Raw genomic sequence first — 21385 nt, 5'->3', positions numbered from 1 at the left:
CGGACGCAACGGATCGTACCGTCTGGCCGGTGCGCACTCGCCCCGCGGCGCCCCTGTCGCTCCCCGAAAATGCGTGGCACGCCCGCTCGCCGGGCCACTAGGCTCCTGCGCTTCGGTGCCGGGCGGCGGGAAGGGCTGTGGAAGTGGGCTCGGGACGCTTGTACGCGGCTGTCGCGGCGGGGGGTTTCAGGCGCTACGCGACGTATCGGGCGGCGACCGTGGCCGGGGTGTTCACCAACACGGTCTTCGGCGTCATCCTCGTCTACACGTATCTGGCGCTGTGGGACGAGAAGCCGCATCTCGGGGGGTACGACCAAACGCAGGCCGTGACCTATGTGTGGCTGGGGCAGTGTCTCTACGCGACGCTCGCCATCCAGGGCGGGGGTGCCGAGAAGGACCTGATGGAGCGCATCCGTACCGGTGAGATCGCCGTCGATCTGTACCGGCCGGCCGATCTGCAGTTGTGGTGGCTGGCGGGCGATGTGGGGCGGGCGTTGTTCCAGATGCTGGGGCGGGGGGTGATCCCGTTCGTGTTCGGCGCGGTCTTCTTCCCCATGGCGCTGCCGACGGACGTCGTCCCGTGGGCGGCCTTCGCGGTCACGCTGCTGCTGGCGACGGTGGTGAGCTTCGCGATCCGCTACCTGGCGGCCCTGAGCGTGTTCTGGCTGATGGACGGCATGGGCGTCAGCCAGGTCATGATGGTCACGGGGGTCTTCTTCTCGGGCATGGTGCTGCCGCTGAACGCCTTCCCGGGGGTGCTCGGCGAGGTGGTGCGGGTGCTGCCCTGGGCGGCGCAGATCCAGATGCCGGCGGACGTGCTGATGGGGGAGACCGATCCGCTCGGGGGGTTCGCCTTCCAGGCGGCGTGGGCGGTGGTGCTGCTGGCGGCGGGGCGGCTGATGCAGTCGGCCGCGACGCGCAGGGTGGTGGTGCAGGGTGGGTGAGCGCAGTGCCGTGGCCGAGGGGCTGCGGGCCTACCGGCTGATCGCCGGGATGTGGATCCGGTCGAGCATGACCTACCGCGCCTCCTTCGTCGTCACGGTGTTCGGGAACCTGACGGTGACCTGCCTGGACTTCGTCGGGATCCTGCTGATGTTCTCGCAGGTCGACTCGCTGGGCGGCTGGTCGCTGCCCGAGGTCGCCTTCCTGTACGGGCTGTCCGTGACGTCGTTCGGGATCACCGATCTGGTGCTCGGGTCGATGGAGGGCCTGGGCGCCCGGATGCGCGACGGCTCGTTCGACACGCTGCTGGTGCGTCCGGCGCCGGTGCTCGCCCAGGTCGGGGCCGACCGGTTCGCGCTGCGCCGGCTGGGCCGGGTCACCCAGGGCGCGGTGGTGCTGGGCTGGGCGCTGGTGTCGGTGGACGTCGACTGGAGCGCGCCGAAGGTGCTGCTGGTGCCGGTGATGGTGATCAGCGGGGCGGCGATCTTCTCGGCGGTGTTCGTGGCGGGCGCGGCCTTCCAGATCTTCGCGCAGGACGCCGCCGAGGTGCAGAACGCCTTCACCTACGGCGGGACGACGCTGTTGCAGTATCCGCCGACGGTGTTCGGCAAGGACCTGGTGCGGGGCGTGACCTTCATGCTGCCGCTGGCCTTCGTCAACTGGGTGCCCGCCGCCCATGTGCTGGGGCGGCCGTACCCGATCGGGCTGCCCGGGTGGGCGGCGTTCGCGTCGCCGCTGGTGGCGGTTGCCTGCTGCGCGCTGGCGGGAATGGCGTGGCGGACGGGGCTTCGTTCGTACCGGAGTACAGGGAGTTGAGTTGACCGGTTCGGAAAGCGGGTTCATCGAACTCGACGGTGTCGAGAAGGTCTTCGAGGTGCGCAGGAAGACCGGCTTCATGAAGCGGGAGCGGCGGCAGGTGCGGGCCGTCGACTCGATCTCCTTCCGGGTGGAACGCGGCGAGATGGTCGGCTACATCGGGCCGAACGGCGCCGGCAAGTCCACCACGATCAAGATGCTGACCGGCATCCTCACCCCCAGCGCGGGCCGGCTGCGGGTGGCCGGCATCGACCCCTCCCGGGAGCGGACGCGGCTCGCGCACCGCATCGGCGTGGTGTTCGGGCAGCGTACGACGCTGTGGTGGGACCTGCCGCTGCTGGACTCCTACCGGCTGATGCACCGCATGTACCGCATCCCGGACGCCCGTTACCGGGAGAACCTCGACCGGCTGGTCGAACTCCTCGACCTCGGCGACCTGCTGGACGTGCCCGTACGGCAGCTCTCCCTCGGCCAGCGGATGCGCGGCGACATCGTGGCGGCGCTGCTGCACGACCCGGAGGTGCTGTACCTCGACGAGCCGACCATCGGGCTGGACGTCGTCTCCAAGTCCAAGGTGCGGGAGTTCCTGCGGGAGTTGAACGCCGAGCGCGGCACGACGGTGCTGCTGACCACGCACGACCTGCAGGACATCGAGCAGTTGTGCAGGCGGGTGATGGTCATCGACCACGGGCGCCTGATGTACGACGGCCCGCTCGCCGGGCTGCACGAGGTGGGGGAGAGCGAGCGGACCCTGGTCGTGGACCTGGAGCGGGAGCTGCCGCCGATCGAGGCACCGGCGCCCGCGCGGGTCGTCCGTGTGGAGGGCCCGCGCCAGTGGCTGGCGTTCCCGGCGGGGGAGTCGGCGGCGCCGCTCGTGGCGCGGATCGCGGCCGAGTACCCGCTGGTGGACCTGTCGGTGCGGGAGCCGGACATCGAGGCGGTGATCGCGAAGATGTACGCGGATCAGGCCGAGCGGGCGATCTCGTAGCCCCGGGCGGGGTGAGCTCGTAATCTGCTGTGTATGACCGACGACGCCGTCCCGGACCTCCGCGCCTCCGACGCCGACCGTGAACAGGTCGCGGGCATCCTGCGGGACGCCCTCGCGGAGGGGCGCCTCGACATGGAGGAGTTCGAGGAGCGGCTCGACGCGACGTACAAGGCGCGGACGTACGGGGAACTGGCGCCGATCACCCGGGACCTGCCGGTTCCGGGTGTCACCGGGCCGCCGGTGTCCCTGACGAAGGATCCCGCCGCCGGAACGGACTGGTCCGGGCGGATCGTCGGCGGTGAGGGGTCCTCCACGTGGGCCGTCGCGGTGATGTCCGGCTTCCAGCGCAAGGGGCGCTGGACGATGCCCCGGCGGTTCACCTGCTTCGCCTTCTGGGGCGGCGGGGAGATCGACCTGCGCGAGGCGGACTTCGCGGACCGCGAGGTCGAGATCAACGCCATCGCGATCATGGGCGGGGTGGATGTGATCGTGCCGCCCGGGGTCGAGGTCGTCGTCCGCGGCATCGGCATCATGGGCGGCTTCGACCACCGCGAGGAGGGCGTGCCCGGGGAGCCGGGCGCCCCGAGGGTGATCGTGACCGGGTTCGCGCTGTGGGGCGGCGTCGGGGTCCAGCGGAAGCTGACCCGGGCGGAGAAGCTGCGGATCCGGGAGGAGCGGCGCCAGGAGAAGCTGGAGGGGCGGGCGGGCCGTCGGGAGTTGGACGAGCCGCGGCGGCCACATGGGCACGGGGAGCTCTGAGCCCCGGCAGCCGTGTGCCCGCCGCCTGCGGACAGGCGACGGGCACGGGACGGGAGGGGACGGGGCGGGACTACAGCTCCGCCGGTGCCGACCCCTTCAGCGTCTCCAGGTCGAAGGACTCCGCCATCCGCGCGTACCCCAGGTCGCTGGGGTGCAGGTGGTCTCCGGAGTCGTAGTCGGACCGAAGCCGCCGCGGGTCGTACGGATCACGCAGCGCCTGGTCGAAGTCGGCCACGGCGTCGTACACCCGTCCGGCGCGGATCTCCGCGTTGATCGTCTGGCGTACCGCTTCCCGGGCCTCCGTGTACCCGCGGTGCCCGTAGAACGGCATCAGGGTCGCCCCGACCACCTTCACGCCTCGCGCGTGGGCCTGCCCGACGAGCGTGCGCAGCCCGGCGAGGATCGCGTTCGGGTCGGCGAGCCGCGGGTTGCGCAGGATGTCGTTGACGCCGAGGTCGATGACGACGACCTTGACGTTCGTCCGCTCCAGCACGTCCCGCCCGAAGCGGTTCAGGCCGCTGGGGTTGTCCGCGGGGCGGCCCAGCCCGTCGGCGAGGACCTGGTTGCCGCTGATGCCCTGGTTGACGACGCTGTAGCGGGGCAGCTCCCGCCCGGCCGCGATCTCGGAGCGCAGCCGGTCGGACAGCACGTCGGTCCACCGGCTGTTGGTGCCCGGCGTGGAGGTGATGCCGTCCGTCAGCGAGTCGCCGAGGACGACGACCGTGCCCTCGGACTCGTTACTCAGCACGTCCAGCGCGGTCAGGTACCGCCAGGACCCGGTCCGCTCGGCGTAGGGCGTGCCCGTCGTGTCCTGCGCGTGGTCGCCCTGGGCGACGTAGGAGACCTGCCGGGCGTGCCGGTGGTAGGTGACCGGGCCGGAGCTGGTCGGTGAGTACGTGGTGATCAGGACGTCGGAGTCGTGCGGAATGAGGACCCGGACCGCGTCGCTCATCACCTGACGGCCGGGCGGGATGACGACCGTGGGGCCGCCGCTGAAGGTCAGCTGCCGCATGGTGTCCGCGAGTGCCGCCGCCGTACCGCTGCCCGCGGAGACGGCGATCGTCGCCCGCGTGATGCTCAGCGGCGACTGGCCGTAGAGATTGGACAGCGTCACGCGGGCACTCGTACCGCCGACGCTGGTGTGGACGATGTTGCGTACCGAACGGTCCGCCATGCCCGTGGTCTCGGTGCCGGGTTCGGCGGCGGAGGGAGATGTGGACCAGGTGCCGACCCAGGTGCCGGTGGAGGCGGGAGCGGCGGAGTTGTGAGGGGCGCGGCCGTCGCCGAGGGCGTTCCGGTTGCGCATGCCGTCGTCGGACCCCACGCCGACGTATATGGCGGTGGAAAGGGCCACGATCGCTGCGACGACCAGGGCCAGGAGGGCGTAGCCACGTCCTCGGGTCATGCTGTTCAGTTCTCCTCGGGCGATGGGAGCCCAAAGCTCCGATCTGATGTGCCCATGATGCGGCATGGGCCGGGGGGAGCTCACAGGACCCCATGGCATTACCCCCTCCCGACAGACGCCGGGAACTCCTGTTCCGTTCCAGGAGTCGGTCAGGAAGGGACAATGTGTGCGGGATCACCAAGCGGGTGGAGCGGATGGAACGGACGAAAGCAGCACAAAAGGGCACCGATGTCGGAGGGCAGCATGCCCGCCCCGGCGTCGCCGTGAACCGTGCGATGACGACCTTCAGCCCGGCGGACGAGGAGAAACAGCGCGGCGTGCGGCAGATGAAGCTCACCGCCACCGGTCTGCTGTTGTTCGTCGCCCTGGTCTACGTCCTCGCCAAGTGGGCGCAGAACTCCGGCGCCGGCCCCTGGGCGGGTTATGTCGCCGCGGCCGCCGAGGCGGGCATGGTCGGCGCGCTCGCCGACTGGTTCGCCGTCACCGCCCTCTTCCGGCATCCGCTCGGCATCCCCATCCCGCACACCGCGATCATCCCCACCAAGAAGGACCAGCTCGGCGTCTCCCTGGGCGAGTTCGTCGGCGAGAACTTCCTCTCCGAGGACGTCGTACGGCAGCGGCTGCGCGCCGTCGGCATCGGCAGCCGCCTCGGCGCCTGGCTCGCGGTCCCCGAACACGCCGACCGGGTCACCGCCGAGCTGTCCACCGCCCTGCGCGGCGCCCTGACGGTCCTGCGCGACTCCGACGTACAGGCCGTGGTCGGCGAGGCCATCACCCGCCGCGCCAATGCCCAGGAGATCGGGCCCGGCATCGGCAAGATGCTGGAGAAGGTCGTCGCCGACGGCGGCCACAAGCGCGTGGTCGACCTCGTCGTCACCCGCGCCCACGACTGGCTCGTGCTGCACAGCGACTCCGTGATGGACGCCGTGCAGGGCGGCGCCCCCGGCTGGACCCCGAAGTTCGTCGACAAGAAGGTCGGCGAGCGCGTCTACAAGGAACTGCTGCGCTTCGTCACCGAGATGCGCGACATGCCCGGCCATCCCGCGCGCGGCGCCCTCGACCGCTTCCTCACCGACTTCGCCTCCGACCTCCAGTCCGACACCGACACCCGCGCCCGGATCGAGCGGCTCAAGGGCGAGGTGCTGGGCCGCGGCGAGGTCCAGGACCTCATCGCCAGCGCGTGGACGGCCGTACGATCCATGATCGTCGCGGCGGCCGAGGACGAGCGCAGCGAACTGCGGCTGCGCGTGCGGGCGTCGCTGCTGTCGCTGGGCTCCCGGATGGCGGCCGAGCGCAAGGTGCAGGACAAGGTCGACGGGTGGGTGGAGGGCGCGGCCGTCTACGTCGTCACCACCTACCGCACGGAGATCACCTCCCTGATCACCGACACGGTGGCGAGCTGGGACGCCGAGCACACCACGCGGAAGATCGAGGCCAACATCGGCCGCGACCTTCAGTTCATCCGTATCAACGGCACGGTGGTCGGCTCCCTGGCCGGCCTGCTGATCTACACGGTGTCGCACGCGCTGGGGGCGTGAGGAAGGCAGCACAGGGCGTAGGAGAAACCGCTCAGGGCACTAGGTCCGGGTTCGCTCGATGCGGAGGGAGCCCATGACCATCGCCCAAGCCGGTAACGGCCGCACCATCACCACCGACATCCCCGCCCGCCTCGACCGCCTCCCGTGGTCGCGCTGGCACTGGACGATCGTCATCGGCCTCGGCACCGTGTGGATCCTCGACGGTCTCGAAGTCACCGTCGTCGGCAACATCGCGAGCCGCCTGTCGGAACCCGGCAGCGGCCTGCCCATCACCTCCGGCGAGGTCACCGGCATGGCGGCAGCCCTGTACGTGGCGGGCGCCTGCCTGGGCGCCCTCTTCTGGGGCCGCCTGACCGACAAGTCGGGGCGCAAGAAGCTCTTCATGATCACCCTCGCGGTGTATCTGGGGGCCACGGCCCTCACCGCGATCTCCTTCGACACCTGGTGGTTCTTCCTCTTCCGCTTCCTCACCGGCTTCGGCATCGGCGGCGAGTACGCGGCCATCAACTCCGCGATCGACGAGCTGATCCCCAAGGAGTACCGCGGCCGCACCGACCTGATGATCAACGGCAGTTTCTGGCTGGGCGCGGTCTTCGGCTCGCTGCTGTCGATCGTCGCGCTGGACACCGACCTCTTCGCGGCGAACGTCGGCTGGCGCCTCACCTTCGCGCTCGGCGCGGTCCTCGCCCTGGTGATCCTCCTCGTCCGCCGGCACGTCCCCGAAAGCCCGCGCTGGCTCCTGATGCACGGCCGCGACGACGAAGCCGAACGCATCGTCTCCACCATCGAACGCAAGGTCGAGGAGGAGCGGGACGATCCGCTGCCGCGCCCCGAGGGCGAGATCACCATCCACCAGCGCCGCAGCGTCTCCTTCCTGGAGATCGGCCGCACGGTCTTCTCCGACTACCGCAGGCGCGCCGTCCTCGGCTTCTCCCTCTTCATCGGCCAGGCGTTCCTCTACAACGCGATCACCTTCGGCTTCGGCGCGATCCTGACGACGTTCTTCGACGTCCCGAGCGGCAACACCGGCTACTACTTCGCCGTCATCGCCATCGGCAACTTCTTCGGCCCGCTGCTCCTCGGCAAGCTCTTCGACACGGTCGGCCGCCGCATCATGATCTCCGGCACCTACCTCGTCTCGGGCCTGCTCCTCTTCGGCACGGCCTGGCTCTTCGACCAGGGCTCCCTCAGCGCGAACACGATGACGGCCTGCTGGTGCGCGGTCCTGTTCTTCGCCTCGGCCGGCGCCTCCAGCGCCTACCTGACGGTCTCCGAGGTCTTCCCGATGGAGACCCGCGCCATGTCGATCGCGTTCTTCTACGCCATCGGCACGGCCGCCGGCGGCATCAGCGGCCCGCTCCTGTTCGCCAAGCTCACGGAATCCGGTGTCGTCGGCGACACGGTCCTCGCCTTCTCGATCGGCGCGACGCTGATGTGCCTGGCGGGCCTGGTGGCGGCCCTCCTGGCGGTGAAGGCGGAACGCCGCTCCCTGGAGGACATCGCCAGGCCGCTGACGGCGGCGGGCGGCGGGACGGCCGACGATTCCAAGGGTGGTCCCGAGGGCGGGCCCGATGCGGAGGGGACTCGGGCGGCGACGGCGTAGGGCGGACCGCCGGGTCCGACGCCCGGGTCCGACGCCCGGAGTGCGGCCACGGTCCACCCGGCGGCTGACGGCACGTGCGAGCGCGGAGCAGTTGCCGCGCTCGCACGGTGCTGTCCGCCTGCGGCTGCTTGGCCGCGGGCGGCCGCTTCTGCCGGTGCGGGGTGCGCACTGGATGGCCCGGGCGGGTCGCCGGGTGGCGTACCGGCCCTGGCCGTGGCCAGTCGGGCCGCAGGGGGTGCAACCCGCCCCAAGGAGCAGCGCCTCGCCGCCGGGGGCGGGCGACCGACTGCCGTAGCCTCGCGGCCGCGGGTGGATGGCCCGACTGTCACAGCCTCGCGGCCGCGGGCGATCACGCGAGCCGACGGTCGACGCCCCACGGCCACGGGTGAGGGACCGCGGGCGCGCGAGCAAGGTGCCGGCACGCTGCGGCTACGGGTGAGCCACCCCACCGCCGCCGCCCCGCCCCGCGGCCCCCGCAACGCCCCAGCCGCTACTCGCCCGGACCCCGCCGCACCTGGTCACGCCTCCGCAGCAACAGCAACCCGCCGGCCACCGCGCCGATCCCCGCCGCCGCGGCCCAGCCCGCCACATCCCCGGAACCGGTCGCGGCAAGGTCGTCCCCGGCGACCGGAGACGCCGACGCCTGCGGCCGGACGCCCCCGGCACCCCGTGACCCACCGGACGGACTCGGACTCGGCGAGAGGTCCCCGACCCCCTCCTCCATCCGGTCCCGGGTGAACGCCAGCGTCCCGAACCCCAGCTGATCGAACCCCCCACTGTTGGGCCCGTAGTCCCCGCCCCCGCCCTCAGGTGCGGCCTTGGCCGCCGCCCGCGTGAGATACGACGCCGCCAACCCCCGCCGCTTGGTGTAGTGGTTGGCGATCATCGCCCAGATGGGGCGTGTCATCCCCGGATCCACCCCGGCCACATCGGACGCGGTCTCACTCCCGGACCACCCCCCGATAGCCCCCTTCCTCCGCGTGTTGGCCGTGTACGGCACGTCCCCGCCCAGGCTCCACTTGGCCACGTACTGCGCCCCCTTGAGGAACCGGCTGTCGTCGTACCCGTACAGGTCGATCCCCTGGTTCCACGCCATCTCGCACACCGTGCCCATCAGCCCGACCCCGAGCAGCGCATGCCCCTGGTCCCGCCCGGCCTCGACCCACTCGCCGAGCCCGTCCTCGTGCACGACCGGAATCGCGTGCTTCACCGACCCCATGCCGTCCCCGTGCTTGAAGTACTCCACGGCCCGCTCGACGATGCCCCGGTCATCACAGAAGATCCCGGTCGCGAGCACACAGGCGATGGCCGTCAGATCCCAGTTGGGCCAGTAGTTGGTGACGACGGCGCCGTTGTGCCGGGTCAGGAAGTCGTCGCTGAGCGGATGGAAGACGTTCAGCACCAGCTCCCGCGCACGCGCGAGGTCGAAGTCCCCGTGCTCCCGCACGAGTTCGGCGGCATTGGCGAACTGGTAGCCGTACAGCCCCGCCGCCAGGAACCGATCGGCACTGCCCTCCAGCCTGGTCAGTTTCCCCGCCCACGCGTTGAGGATCGCCACAGCGGTGTCGGCGTGCGCCTCCTCGCCGCTGACGTGATAGCGCAGGGCGTTCTGGTAGGCGCCGTGGATGTCGTTGTAGAGGGTCGCGTAGTTCTCGGGCGTACCCGACCCCCGGTACACGACGGCCTGCGGATTCGCCCGCCACCCGCTCTGCGCATGCCGGTTGGCGGTGAGCTTGGCGAACCCGGCCGTGTACGGTCTGGCACCCGCCTTCACCTTGGCCGCCATACGGTCCAGATCGGCACGGGTGTGCAGCAGCCCGGGGTGAACGAGAGGGGCGCCGGCAGCGCCGGCCGGGGTGGCGAGCGCGGTCGCACCGATACCGATGCCCGCTGCCTTCAACATGCTCCGGCGGCTGATCTGTCGTGTCACGTCGTCGTACCTCAGCGTCGTGTGTCGCGTACCTGCGGGGGACGGTGAGGAGACGCCAGGCGGCGAAGGGGATAACAGAAACTGCGCTATAGTTGATCTGCGTCCAGTCGCCGGAACTCCGGTGAGGGGACAGTGCGTTGGTGGTCCAAGGAAAGACGCCCCACTTCCTGTGGGGAAATGCAGGTGCAAGGCCTGCCCGGCGCTCCAACGAGAACCCGGCCCTGGGATTCAGGGCCGGGTTCTTTGCTGTGTCCGCCGAGATGAGCCGGTCGCGAGATGAGCCGGTCGGCCACGCCGGCTCACCGAGATCAGCCGGTCAGCCGCGCCGGTCCGCGACCGCCCACGACACCAGCCCCACGGCCCCCGCCACCCCGAACACGGCAGGCCAGGCACCCACCTTCTTCGCCAGCGGATGAGACCCGGCGAAGGCGGCGACGTACGCGGCCGACAACGCCCCCGCGGCCACCCCACCGGCCTGCTGCCGCCACTGCCGCGCGGCCGCCACCCCGGCCACGGCGAGCACGACCCCGCCGAGCGGCCGCTGCCTGGTCCAGCGGGCCACGCCGTACCCGCCCACGAGTCCGCTCGCGGCAACCACCGCACTGGGAACCTTCGCCATGTCTGCCTCCTGCGTCCTACGCCGTGCTCGGGATCTTGAGGCTAGCCCTCGGGCTTCGGAAACCCGAACCTGAGCCCAGGCTTGTCAAGTTTCCTCCTCCGAGCTATATAAGAAGAAGCAGACCGTAGGGCATCGCACCCACTGCACCTGAAGAGAGGAGTGACCAGTGATGCTCATGCGCACGGACCCCTTCCGTGAGCTCGACCGACTCACCCAGCAGGTCTTCGGCCCTGCCACCACCCGCCCGTCGGCGATGGCGATGGACGCCTACCGCTCCGGTGACGACTTCTTCGTCCACTTCGACCTCCCCGGCATCGACCCCGAGACGATCGAGCTGGACGTCGAGCGCAACGTCCTGAACGTACGAGCCGAGCGCAGGTCCCCCGCCCCCGAGGGCGCGGAACCCCTCGTCGCCGAGCGCCCCACCGGCACCTTCACGCGCCAGCTCTTCCTCGGCGACACCCTGGACACGGAGCGCATCGACGCCTCGTACGAGTCCGGCGTCCTGACCCTGCGCATCCCGGTGGCCGAGCAGGCCAAGCCCCGCCGCATCCAGATCACGGGCGGCGACACGCGCAGGCAGATCGGCAGCTGACCCCACCGCACGCCCACCGATCGGTCGCGCCGCCGGCGATCCCCGGCGGCGCGACACCCCACCCACGCCCCCGCACACACCCGGAGGAAAACCCCACACATGAGCACGACGACAGTGCCCCGTGTGACGACGAGACGTGCCCCTCACGCCACCGACGACGACGGCTGGCCCCGGATGGTCGACGCGATCCGCGAGTCGGGCCTGTACCCCACCCGGGCGAAGGCGGAACAGGTCACCCGTACCGTCCTGGCCGCCCTCGGCACCCACGTCACCGGTGACGAACGGGTCGACCTGGCCCGCGCCCTGCCCGCGGAGGCCGCCCGGCTGATCGCCTCCCAGATCCCGGCCACGCACCGCCTCACGGCAGCACGATTCGTGGACGAGGTCGCGTCACGCACCCCCGGAGCGACGCCCGCCACGGCCCGCTGGGACGTCGGCTCGGTCCTGAGCGCACTGCCGCCCCTCATCGGCGACGGCCTGGTCACCCGCATCCTGGCCCAACTCCCCACGGGCTACGCCCTCCTGTTCGGCAGAGCGGACCTGACGCCGGCCCCGTAGGCTCCACAAGCGCGTACGACGGCCACCCCTCGGCGGACCGGGGTGGCCCGACGCGCAACGGTCAAGTCCACGACAACGGGGGCCCCTTGACTCACACGACGTCCGGAACCCTCACCACGCCCGACGGCACGCACCTCGCCTACGCAGACCACCGCCCCGCCGGGGACCCCGAGGTCACGTTCCTCCTCCTGCACGGCCTGGCGGGCCACCAGGGCGAGTGGGACACCCTCGCCGCGCAACTGTCGGCCGACGGCCACCGCGTGGTGACGTACGACGCCCGAGGCCACGGCGCCGGCACCCGCACACCGGCGGCCACGACCCGCGGGGCCCACGTCCAGGACGCCGTAACCCTGATCGAGGAACTGGAGCTGGCCCCCATAGCCCTCCTGGGCCAGTCCCTCGGCGGCCACACGGCGATGCTGCTGGCCGCGTCCCACCCCCACCTGGTGAAGTCCCTGATCCTGATCGAAGCAGGCCCGGCGGGCCCGGCCCCCGACCTCCCCGCACAGATCGCGACCTGGCTGGACAGCTGGCCGACCCCGTTCACGTCGCTGGAGGAGGCGGAAGCCTTCCTGGGCCACGAGGCATGGACGAGGACCTTGGAGAAGCGGTCGGACGGCTGGCACCCGGGCTGGGACCGCACCACGATCATCGACACGGTCGCCGAGCTGGCCACCACCGCCTACTGGGAGGAGTGGTCCCGCATCACCTGCCCGACGCTCCTCGTCCAGGGCGAACACGGCACGATGCGCCCCGACGAACCGTCCGAGATGCTCCGCCTCCGCCCGGCCGCCACGCACCTCACCCGCATCCCCGACGCGGCCCACGACGTCCACCTGGACCAGCCGGACCGCCTCTACGAGGCGATCGCCTCCTTCCTGTCCGGCTGAAGGGCGCCGTCCACCGGGCCGGCCTCGCAGCAACAGGTCACGTACGGGGTGGAGTCGGCTCCACGCGAGCGGAAGCGGCCGCGGCACCCGCGCCGGTCCACCTGCAACAACCCCGTCGATGCCCGCTTTTGTGCTGCCTCGAGCCCTGGGTAACAACTGAACCCACACGAAACAAGGTCTTGTCGCTGGCTTAAAACGACGGTTATTTTAACCGCCATTCGAAGTCCGGCCTGATCATCCGGGCGACCTCAAGGCGTGTGCATGTCTCAAGGAAGGGCAGTGCCATGACGCTTGACAGCGCGCGGTTTTCTCGTCGGGGTTTTCTGGGGCTGGGAGTCGCGGCGGGGGTCGTCACACTGACGGCGTGCGGGTCCGGCAGCGGCTCGAGTGACGCTCCGTTGCTGATGACGGTCTGGGGCGGCGACCCCGACCGCAAGACGTATCAGGCCCGCATCGACCTGCTGGTCAAGAAGCACCCGGACCTGAAGGTCAAGCTGCAGCTGATCCCGGGCGACGCTTACCCGCAGAAGGTGCAGACGATGATCGCCGGCGGCACCGGGCCCGACATCATGCAGGTCGCCGAGAGCGTCAACACGTACTCCAGCAAGAACCAGTTGCTGCCCCTCGACGACCTCGCCAAGAAGGCGAACCTCGACCCCGAGCAGCGCTTCGGTCCGGTCGGCTCGCTCTACACGTATCAGGACAAGCTCTACGCGATCCCGGACCGCTCCGGCGCGGTCACCGTGTTCTACAACAAGGACCTGTTCGACAAGAAGGGCATCAAGGCCCCCACCGCGGACTGGACCTGGGACGACACCCTCGACGCGTTCAAGGAGCTGACGGTCCCCGGCAAGGTGTGGGGATACAGCGGTGCCGAATGGTTTCCGCAGTGGTGGAGTCTCGCCTACCAGAACGGCGGCACCATCATCGACGCCCAGGGCCGGCCCGCGGTCGACAGCGACGAGGTCGTCGAGGCACTCCAGTGGGCGGGCGACCTGGTCTTCAAGCACAAGGTGGTGCCGAGCAAGGCGGACTACGCCGACATGGGCCCCGACATCGGCGGCGACCAGGCGTTCCCCAACCAGAAGGTCGCCACCCACGCCAACGGCTTCTGGGTCATGTCGGGCCTGACGAAGGTGAAGTTCGGCTGGGACATCGCGCCGATGTGGCGCGGCAAGAAGCAGGCCGTGTCGGCGTTCGGCAGCGGCCTGGCGATCTCCCGCACCTCCAAGCAGCGCGACAACGCCTTCAAGGCGATCGACTTCCTCACCTCCCCCGAGGCGCAGACGGAGATCATCGCCTCCGGCCAGGACGTGCCGGCCAACCTGGAGGTACAGAAGAGCCAGGCCTTCCTCAAGCCGTCGTGGATGAAGACGGACGTCGACATGGGCGTCTTCGCCGAGTCGAGCGAGTTCGTCTTCCGGGCGCCGTTCATCCCCGAGTGGAACGAGATGCAGGACGTGATCTCGAACGGCCTCGCCGACTTCTGGCTCGGCAAGGAGCGCAGCGCCAAGAAGGCACTGACCGCCGTGCAGAAGGACCTCGAGTCCCTCATCAAGTCCGGGGCATGACCGGCTGTGGCAACCTCGACCGCCCCGAAGGCCGCCCCCACGGCCGCGGAGAAGTCCCCCTCACCCGGAAAACCCAAGCTCTCCCAGCGCAGGCGCCGTGAGGCGCTCTCCTTCTACCTGTTCATCTCGCCGTGGGTGATCGGCTTCCTGGTCTTCCTGCTCGGGCCGATGATCGCGTCGATCTACTACTCCCTGACCGACTGGGACTCCTTCACCTCGCCGCAGTGGGTCGGCTTCCAGAACTACGCCAGGATCCTCACCGACGACCCGGCGTTCTGGAAGGCGCTGTGGAACACCTTCTACTACGCGGCGATCTCGGTCCCGCTGGGCCTGGTGCTCGGGCTCTGGCTGGCGAACCTGCTCAACAAGCAGGTCAGGGCCCGCAAGTTGTTCCGCACCCTGATCTATCTGCCGACGCTGATCCCGCTGGTCGCCACGGCGATGATCTTCCGGATGGTGCTCGCGCCGAACGGCCCGATCAACGACTTCCTCGGCCTGTTCGGACTGTCGGGCCCCAACTGGCTGCTCGACGGCCCCTGGGTCAAGCCCGCCTTGATCCTGATGTCGGCGTGGGGGGCGGGCGCCGCGACCGTGCTGCTGCTCGCCGCGATGAAGGGCATCCCGCGTGAGCTGTACGAGGCGGCCGAGGTCGACGGCGCGAGCGCGACGCGGCAATTCTGGAGCATCACGCTGCCCCATCTGACGCCCATCATCTTCTTCAACCTGATCATGGGCCTGATCAACGCGTTCCAGATCTTCTCGCAGCTCTACATCCTCATCCCGAAGGGCAAGAACCCCGCGGGCTACGACGCGGCCCAGACCATGGTGCCGCTCCTGTTCGACCAGGCCTTCAGCTATTACCGCATGGGCTACGCCTCGGCGATCTCCTGGCTGCTGTTCCTGGTGATCCTGGTGTTCACGGTGATCGCCTTCCGCACCACCCGGCGCTGGGTGTTCTACGAGACCGAGGTGAAGTGATGGCGACCCTGGCGACCCCGGTGCGCAAGCGCGGGCACGAGGACCGGAACGCCCCCGCCGTACGGGCGTTCCGCGCGACCCCCTTCACCTACGGCACCCTGCTGATCGTCGCGGCGATCCTGACCACCCCGCTGGTCTTCGTCGGTTCGATCGCCCTGGCCGGCGACGCCACCGTGAACAACGGCGCGTTCACGATCATCCCGCGCGAGTTCCACTGGGACAATTTCTCCCGGGTGTTCGGCACCGAGCTGCCGGTGGGCACCTTCCTGCTCAACTCGGTGCTCATCTCGCTGTTCTCGGTGGTGGGGCAGGTCCTCTCCAGCGGCCTGGTCGGCTACGCCTTCGCCCGGCTGCGGGCGCCGGGCAAGAACACGATGTTCCTCATCGTCATCGCCACCATGATGATCCCGACGCAGATCACGATGATCCCTCAGTTCATCCTGTTCCGGGACCTGGGCTGGGTGAACACCTTCCTGCCGCTGATCGTGCCGAACTTCTTCTCCAACGCCTTCAACGTCTTCCTGGTACGGCAGTTCGTCTCCCGGCTGCCCAGCGAGCTCGACGAGGCGGCCATGATGGACGGCCTGGGCTTCTTCGGCATCTACCGGCGGATCATGTTCCCGATGCTCAGGCCCGTCCTGATCGCCATCGGCATCTTCACGCTGACGCATACCTGGGGCGACTTCATGGGCCCCCTGATCTACCTCAACGACGAGTCGAAGATGCCACTCGCCCTGGGCGTGCAGTACATCACCGCCACCTCGCAGGCGGGCCAGGCACCGCCCTGGAACCTGGTGATGGTCGGCTCGATCCTGCTCGCCCTGCCGATGATCCTCGTCTACTACCTCGGCCAGAAGTACCTGTACGAAATGGACATCAGCGGCGGAAGCGCGGGAGTCAAGTGAGCCACCCCACCTCAACCGACCAGGGCATCGCGCTCGATGCCCGCGGCATCCGTTTCGAGGGCGGTCCGCAGCTCGTGCTGTGCGCGTCCCTGTTCTACTTCCGTCTGCCCCGGGAACAATGGCGCGCCCGGCTCGCCCAGGTCCGGGCCTCCGGCTACACCTGCGTGGACGTCTACCTGCCGTGGAACTTCCACGAGAAGGCCCCCGGCCGCTGGTCCTTCGAGGGCCGGCGGGACGTCGCCGCCTTCCTCGACCTCGCGCGGGAGGAGGGGCTGTACGTCATCGCGCGGCCCGGCCCCTACATCTGCTCCGAGTGGGACGGCGGTGCGCTGCCGGCCTGGCTGGGCCTGGACCCCCAGCTGCGGGTCCGTCAGCACGAGCCGCGCTTCCTCGACCGGGTCACCGCCTGGTTCGACCAGGCGCTGCCGCTCCTCGCCGAGCGCCAGTACCCGGCGAACGGACCCGTGATCATGGTGCAGTTGGAGAACGAGCTGGACTTCTTCGACTGCGAGGACCGGACCGGCTATCTCACCGCCCTGCGCGACCAGGCCGTCCGTCACGGCATCACCGTGCCGCTGATCGCATGCTCCGGACAGGGCGACCTCGAAGGCGCCACCGGCGACGTCCCCGGTGTCGTCCCGGCGTGCAACTTCTACCCGGACGACGACTCCCCGCACATCGAACCCGAAGTTCGCCGCTACGCCGAGCTGCTGGCGGAGCGCGACCTGCCCCTGCTGATCACCGAGACCAACCGCCGCCACCGCACCCTGCGCCGGCTCCTGGCCAGCGGCGCCTCCCTGATCGCCCCCTATCTCCAGTCCTCCGGCTGGAACTTCGGGTACACCCCGTCCGCGGGAAACTGGGGCAGGCCCGGCAACCTCATGAGCCACGGCTACGACTTCGGCGGCTACGTCTCCTCCACCGGCACCGAACGCCCCGAGTACGCCGAGGCCCAGATCCTCGCCCGCGTCATCGACACCCTGGGACCGCGCTTGGCGCTCGCCACCCCGACCGCCCCGCACACGCCGGTCACCACCGACTTCCCGACCAGCTCGTCACCGTCTGCCCTGCGACTCGACGGAGGCGGCCGGCTCCTCGCCGTACCGCATCTCGGGACGCGGACGGGAACCGGAACAGGGACGGGAACGGCGGTCGTGAACGGGGTGCCGGTCGCCGTGGCGGCGGACTCGTGTCCGCTGATGCTGGTGGACGTGCCCTTGAGGCCCTGGGGCCACGACGGGACGCTCACTCTGGCGTCCGCGGATCTGGTGGCGGCGGGGGAGGGCTTGCTGGTGTTCTCCTCCGAGGTGCCGGTCACCGTCGTCATCGGGGACCTCCGGGTCGAGATACCGGCGCCGACGGCCGGAGCGTCCCGGCGGGTGACGGCCGCAGGGCTGACCCTCGTCGCGCTGGCCCCGGCAGACGCCGTACGCCTGCGCTCCACGGACCGGAACGGCACCGTGCGTCTCGACGCACCGGCACCCGCGCGGCACGCACCGGCACCCGTCGCGGTGCGGCGCGCGCGGCGACGGGCGGACACCGCTCCCGAGCGGGCGGCGGGTCGGCACGAGCTGCCGCCGACGCTGGAGTCGCTCGGCGTGTACCGAGGGCGCGGGACCTACCGGACCACGACGGATCTCACGGGCGTCGACGAGCTGCTGCTCGTCGGGGCGGCGGACATCGTCGATCTGTCGGTCGCCGGCCGGGCCCGCCCGACGATCGCCGACTTCGGGGCCACCCGGCGGATCGACGTCCGCGAAGCGACCGGTTCCGTCGACGTCGAGGCCGTCGTGGAGATCTGGGGGCACGCGAACTTCGACGACGCGCGCCTGCCGGCCCTCCGCCTCGGCGCGCTGCGTGGACTCGGCACACTCTGGACGGTCCGGGAGACGGCGGACGTGTCGGCGCTGTGGTCGGTCCACGGCCACTGGGCAGGCAGGCCGGCGCCCCTGCGCGAGCTCGGCGGCTGGAGCAGCACCCGCGTCGGACTCCCCGTCACCTACACCCGCGATATCCAGTCGGCCACCGCCGCGGCCCTGCACCTCGAGGGGGTCGTAGAGCCGGTGCGGGTCACCGTGGCCAGCGGCGAGCCGAACACCGCCGACGCGGTCCACGAGCCGCACACCACCGACACCGCCCGCGAGCCGCACACCGTCCATACCGTCCCCGCCGAGGATCCGTGGATCCCGCTGCCCGCCGGCACCCACCGGATCTCGGTCACGCTGCCCCACCACCCCAGCGGCGGCGGCCTCCGTGCCGAACTGCTCGCCCTGGACCCGGTGACGGACTGGACATGCTCCGCGCAGGACGACGACCTGCTGACCGCCTTCGCCACCGAAGCCGCGGAGGGACATGAGGTCCTGCTGCCGCTGACCCTCGCACCGGGTGAGGAGGCATGGCTCGACATCGAACTGCCGACATCCCACGGCGGACTCCTCCTGCGGCCGGACGGCACACAGATCCGGGTGACCGGATGGGCCGGCGGGGAGTGCGTGGGACGGGTCTGGGCCGGCGACCGGCCGGACTTCTCCGGCGGGAACGCCGACGTCCTCTGGATCCCGCCGGGCTGGTCCGGGCTGACCCTGCTGGTGCGGGGCGCGGCCGGACCGGAGGTCCCGGAGCTTCGCACGCTGTGGCTGGAGTCCTCCGACTGAAGGGGGATGCTGACGTGGCTGACGGCCGTGATCTCCGCAAGTTGACGACGACCAGGCCACCGACTTCGACGAGGCCTACGACGACCTGACCACCCGAGGGCTGGCTCACGGAGGACGCGACAGGCGCCATGACCCTCACGGAGGAGGGCGAAGCAGCCCTCCTCCGTGCCCGCGAACGCAACCTCCAGGTCCACCACGCCACCCACGAGGGCATCTCCACGGCCGACTTCGTCACCACGATCAACGTCCTGCGCCGCATCGTCGCCAACCTCGGCGGCGACGGAAACTCCCCGACAACGGTAAATAGGTCGACAGCCCCCGCCGCCCCAGCCATCCTGCGGTGCACGATCACACGGCGAACACACCCACGGGGGAGAACCGTTGCACCCGACCATCCGCCACATCACCTTCGACTGCGCGGGAGAGCCGTACGAACTCGCCCGCTTCTGGAGCGAGCTGCTCGGCCATCCGATCTCCGCCATCGACGAACCCGGCGACTCGGAGGTACTCATCGAGGACCCGAACGGACCGGGCCTGCTCTTCATACGCGTGGAGGAGGGCAAGGCGACCAAGAACCGTGTCCACTTCGACCTCAAGCCCACGGGCCGCACCCGCGCCGCCGAGGTCGAACGGGCCCTCACCCTGGGCGCCCGCCAGATGGAGGACCACACCCGCCCCGACGGCAAGGGCTGGGTCGTCATGGCGGACCCGGAGGGCAATGAGTTCTGCATCGAACGGGGCGAACTGGGCTAGCGGCAGCGAGGGCGGGCCGGTCGCCAACGCTGACCGCGTACTTCTACGAGGGCGGCCCCACCGCGCCCGGCACCCGCCCCGCTGCCCGGCCCGCCCGCCCCGTACCGCGAGAGCCTGATGTACCGAGGCTGGCCGGTGGAGCTGTTCGTGCAAACCGACACGGCCTGGCACACCTTCGCAGACCGCGAAACGGCGAAACGCCGCTCCCCGCTCCTATCCATGTGCGCGGAGGGCGTGCTCCTGGCCGACTCCGACGGTCTCGGCGCAAGACTCCAGACCGAGTCCAGACAACGCCTGGCCGCCGGACCGCCTCCCCTCTCCACGGAGGAGCTGGACTACCACCGCTACGCACTCACCGACCTGCTCGACGACCTACGAGGCTGCCCGGACCCTCTGGAACGGGTGTACCTGGTGACCCACCTCCTGCAACGCGCCGCTGAACTGGCCCTGCTGACGGACGGCCACTGGCTCGGCGGCGGCATGGCTCTCCCGCCGACTGGCAGCCGCGGACCCCGACCTGCACACCCGCCTGACCGAGGCCGCGTCGGCCGCGCTCTCCACCCCGGCGACCGAACCGGCCCTTTTCACTGCTGCGGTCGAGGAGGTTTTGGACCGGGCTGGTGGCCCACTCTGGGCGGGCTACAGCCGCCGCGGACCATGACCCACGACGGCCTGTCCCTCCACCACGGACCCGCAACCCGGCCACGGTCCGGCACCACTCCCCACCGTTCCCCGCCGCCCCACCCCTGGGCCGCCCGGCCGGGCAAATCCCCGCGGTGGAGGGGCGAGAGTCAAGAGTGAAGCGAAGCGCAATCGGCGGCAGCCGACGCCCGAAGGGCGCTCTTGACACTCGCCCCGGAGGCGCCAACCTCGGGAGAACCGGGCGGCCGTGAGTACGTCCTGGCCAACCAGCAGCCCGAGGCGCTACGAAGAGACAAGGACTAATTCTCCGCGAGCAACGCCCTGCGTGCTGCCGCCTGAAACCAAGAGACAGGCTCAGCTGTCAGCGGGCTCAGCCTGCCTGGAGCCCATCGATGGCCTCCTCGGCCATGCGAACCGCGGGCTCCAGCCGAGGGTCCTTCGGGTGCGCGTACGGCCCGAGAATCTTCGAGCAGACGAACAACGTCATCAGCTTGCCGTCCCGGCTCTCGAAGTCGGACCGGCGCTCGTGTCGTACGCGTTCGGCCAGAGCCGGGACAGCAAGGGAACTCGCCCACAAAGAGGCTGAGTCCAGCCCCAGCGGTGCCTTGCCCCAGTCCTCCCAGTCGAAGAGGCTGAACGGCGGCGCGGTCATGTTCGCCCAGTTCAGATCCGCGTGGGCCGGTACCCACCGATCGACGGTCGTATCGAAGTCGGTGGAGAAGACACAGCGGATGGTCTCGGTGACGAGGGCCTGGGTGATGGTGACGGTGTCCGGTGTCGCGATCCGCCCGGTGTCCTGAGCCGCCAGTGCGTCCAACGAGGCGTTCAGCGCCTCCCACCACTCGTCCGGTAGTCCCGGGGCCGAACTCAACACAGCGGCACCGACGGGGGCTCCCGGCAGGAGTGCGGTCTCGTCGGCCCGCCACATCACCGGCCCGTCCGAGTCCCGCCAGACCACACATCCGTGCCAGTCGGGTTGGGCAATGCCTTCCAGATGCGCGGCACACTCCGTGCCGTTCCACCCTTGATCGGAGATCTTGGCGAGCTGGCGCCGCTCGATCCGCACCCAGGTGTCGCGGTTCGTCCTGGCCCCCACCGATCGACGTTTGCGTACCGCTGTGTCCGGGAGCAAGCGCACCTGCAGGGACCGCTCGACACGGTCAAGAACCTCGTCAACCGGCTGCACCCGCAGATCAACAGCCTGGCCTGTGGAGACCGAGATCGTCATACGCGTGAACG

The 21385-nt window shown here is 70.2% G+C and carries 18 protein-coding genes; 14 read left to right on the top strand and 4 right to left on the bottom strand.

What is annotated here, in order from left to right; genetic code table 11:
• Positions 1-143: 143 nt before the first annotated feature.
• The 4 genes from G3I77_RS26665 to G3I77_RS26650 are packed head-to-tail and all read left to right on the top strand — an operon-like array spanning position 144 to position 3505.
• Positions 144-944 (top strand): ABC-2 family transporter protein, encoded by an 801-nt coding sequence (locus G3I77_RS26665; protein ID WP_248507828.1) that lies wholly within the window; start codon positions 144-146, stop codon positions 942-944.
• Complete coding sequence (locus G3I77_RS26660) at positions 937-1758, top strand: ABC transporter permease (protein WP_248507826.1); 822 nt, start codon at positions 937-939, stop codon at positions 1756-1758. The genes G3I77_RS26665 and G3I77_RS26660 overlap by 8 nt, the downstream gene beginning before the upstream one ends.
• A 1-nt stretch (position 1759) precedes the next feature.
• Positions 1760-2746: an ATP-binding cassette domain-containing protein gene (locus G3I77_RS26655; RefSeq protein WP_248507824.1), complete on the top strand. Its 987-nt coding sequence runs from the start codon at positions 1760-1762 to the stop codon at positions 2744-2746.
• Between the two features lie 33 nt (positions 2747-2779).
• A complete protein-coding gene (locus G3I77_RS26650; protein ID WP_248507822.1) occupies positions 2780-3505 on the top strand; it encodes a DUF1707 domain-containing protein in 726 nt (241 codons plus the stop codon).
• A 70-nt stretch (positions 3506-3575) separates the two neighbouring features.
• Here G3I77_RS26650 and G3I77_RS26645 read toward each other — a convergent pair whose 3' ends face one another.
• Positions 3576-4910, bottom strand: coding sequence for an SGNH/GDSL hydrolase family protein (locus G3I77_RS26645; RefSeq protein ID WP_248507820.1), 1335 nt, complete (start codon positions 4908-4910; stop codon positions 3576-3578).
• Positions 4911-5104: 194 nt separating this feature from the next.
• On the opposite strand from G3I77_RS26645, the gene G3I77_RS26640 reads away from it, so the two are divergent.
• Positions 5105-6448: a DUF445 domain-containing protein gene (locus G3I77_RS26640; protein ID WP_282574002.1), complete on the top strand. Its 1344-nt coding sequence runs from the start codon at positions 5105-5107 to the stop codon at positions 6446-6448.
• Between the two features lie 73 nt (positions 6449-6521).
• Positions 6522-8051: an MFS transporter gene (locus tag G3I77_RS26635; protein ID WP_248507816.1), complete on the top strand. Its 1530-nt coding sequence runs from the start codon at positions 6522-6524 to the stop codon at positions 8049-8051.
• Between the two features lie 490 nt (positions 8052-8541).
• On the opposite strand, the gene G3I77_RS26630 is transcribed toward G3I77_RS26635, so the two are convergent.
• Entirely contained in the window at positions 8542-9954 is a 1413-nt protein-coding gene (locus G3I77_RS26630) for an alginate lyase family protein (protein WP_248507814.1), read from the bottom strand.
• A 343-nt stretch (positions 9955-10297) separates the two neighbouring features.
• A complete protein-coding gene (locus G3I77_RS26625) occupies positions 10298-10600 on the bottom strand; it encodes a hypothetical protein (RefSeq protein WP_248507812.1) in 303 nt (100 codons plus the stop codon).
• A 169-nt stretch (positions 10601-10769) separates the two neighbouring features.
• Between G3I77_RS26625 and G3I77_RS26620 the strand changes: the two genes are divergently transcribed.
• The 8 genes from G3I77_RS26620 to G3I77_RS26585 all read left to right on the top strand — a co-directional run bounded on the left by G3I77_RS26620 (position 10770) and on the right by G3I77_RS26585 (position 19504).
• Positions 10770-11195, top strand: a complete 426-nt coding sequence (locus tag G3I77_RS26620; protein ID WP_248507810.1) for an Hsp20/alpha crystallin family protein — start codon at positions 10770-10772, stop codon at positions 11193-11195.
• 99 nt (positions 11196-11294) lie between these two features.
• Complete coding sequence (locus G3I77_RS26615) at positions 11295-11753, top strand: DUF2267 domain-containing protein (RefSeq protein ID WP_374386821.1); 459 nt, start codon at positions 11295-11297, stop codon at positions 11751-11753.
• A gap of 86 nt (positions 11754-11839) precedes the next feature.
• Positions 11840-12643, top strand: a complete 804-nt coding sequence (locus G3I77_RS26610) for an alpha/beta fold hydrolase (RefSeq protein ID WP_248507808.1) — start codon at positions 11840-11842, stop codon at positions 12641-12643.
• A 404-nt stretch (positions 12644-13047) separates the two neighbouring features.
• Positions 13048-14214: a sugar ABC transporter substrate-binding protein gene (locus G3I77_RS26605; protein WP_248507806.1), complete on the top strand. Its 1167-nt coding sequence runs from the start codon at positions 13048-13050 to the stop codon at positions 14212-14214.
• A gap of 6 nt (positions 14215-14220) precedes the next feature.
• Positions 14221-15192 carry a carbohydrate ABC transporter permease gene (locus G3I77_RS26600; RefSeq protein ID WP_248507804.1) on the top strand — a complete coding sequence of 324 codons (972 nt, stop codon included), beginning with the start codon at positions 14221-14223 and terminating at the stop codon, positions 15190-15192.
• A complete protein-coding gene (locus G3I77_RS26595; RefSeq protein ID WP_248507802.1) occupies positions 15192-16097 on the top strand; it encodes a carbohydrate ABC transporter permease in 906 nt (301 codons plus the stop codon). The genes G3I77_RS26600 and G3I77_RS26595 overlap by 1 nt, the downstream gene beginning before the upstream one ends.
• On the top strand, positions 16094-18751 hold the full coding sequence (locus tag G3I77_RS26590; protein WP_248507800.1) for a beta-galactosidase: 2658 nt from the start codon (positions 16094-16096) through the stop codon (positions 18749-18751). Before G3I77_RS26595 ends, G3I77_RS26590 begins: the two co-directional genes overlap by 4 nt.
• A gap of 381 nt (positions 18752-19132) precedes the next feature.
• On the top strand, positions 19133-19504 hold the full coding sequence (locus tag G3I77_RS26585; RefSeq protein ID WP_248507798.1) for a VOC family protein: 372 nt from the start codon (positions 19133-19135) through the stop codon (positions 19502-19504).
• Positions 19505-20516: 1012 nt separating this feature from the next.
• Here G3I77_RS26585 and G3I77_RS26580 read toward each other — a convergent pair.
• Positions 20517-21374 carry a hypothetical protein gene (locus tag G3I77_RS26580; RefSeq protein ID WP_248507796.1) on the bottom strand — a complete coding sequence of 286 codons (858 nt, stop codon included), beginning with the start codon at positions 21372-21374 and terminating at the stop codon, positions 20517-20519.
• Positions 21375-21385: the final 11 nt, after the last annotated feature.

This window comes from Streptomyces sp. D2-8 (assembly GCF_023184515.1).
Lineage (GTDB): Bacteria > Actinomycetota > Actinomycetes > Streptomycetales > Streptomycetaceae > Streptomyces.
Note: the sequence above shows the minus strand (reverse complement) of the source record. Positions and strands in the feature narration are given on the sequence as shown.

Bases quoted from the DNA above. Each gene is read 5' to 3' on its own strand.
- G3I77_RS26650 (WP_248507822.1), top strand. From the start codon at position 2,780: ATGACCGACGACGCCGTCCCGGACCTCCGCGCCTCCGACGCCGACCGT.
- G3I77_RS26635 (WP_248507816.1), top strand. From the start codon at position 6,522: ATGACCATCGCCCAAGCCGGTAACGGCCGCACCATCACCACCGACATC.
- G3I77_RS26615 (WP_374386821.1), top strand. From the start codon at position 11,295: ATGAGCACGACGACAGTGCCCCGTGTGACGACGAGACGTGCCCCTCAC.
- G3I77_RS26580 (WP_248507796.1), bottom strand. From the start codon at position 21,374: ATGACGATCTCGGTCTCCACAGGCCAGGCTGTTGATCTGCGGGTGCAG.
- G3I77_RS26640 (WP_282574002.1), top strand. From the start codon at position 5,105: ATGGAACGGACGAAAGCAGCACAAAAGGGCACCGATGTCGGAGGGCAG.
- G3I77_RS26620 (WP_248507810.1), top strand. From the start codon at position 10,770: ATGCTCATGCGCACGGACCCCTTCCGTGAGCTCGACCGACTCACCCAG.
- G3I77_RS26595 (WP_248507802.1), top strand. From the start codon at position 15,192: ATGGCGACCCTGGCGACCCCGGTGCGCAAGCGCGGGCACGAGGACCGG.
- G3I77_RS26625 (WP_248507812.1), bottom strand. From the start codon at position 10,600: ATGGCGAAGGTTCCCAGTGCGGTGGTTGCCGCGAGCGGACTCGTGGGC.
- G3I77_RS26605 (WP_248507806.1), top strand. From the start codon at position 13,048: ATGACGGTCTGGGGCGGCGACCCCGACCGCAAGACGTATCAGGCCCGC.
- G3I77_RS26630 (WP_248507814.1), bottom strand. From the start codon at position 9,954: ATGTTGAAGGCAGCGGGCATCGGTATCGGTGCGACCGCGCTCGCCACC.
- G3I77_RS26645 (WP_248507820.1), bottom strand. From the start codon at position 4,910: ATGACCCGAGGACGTGGCTACGCCCTCCTGGCCCTGGTCGTCGCAGCG.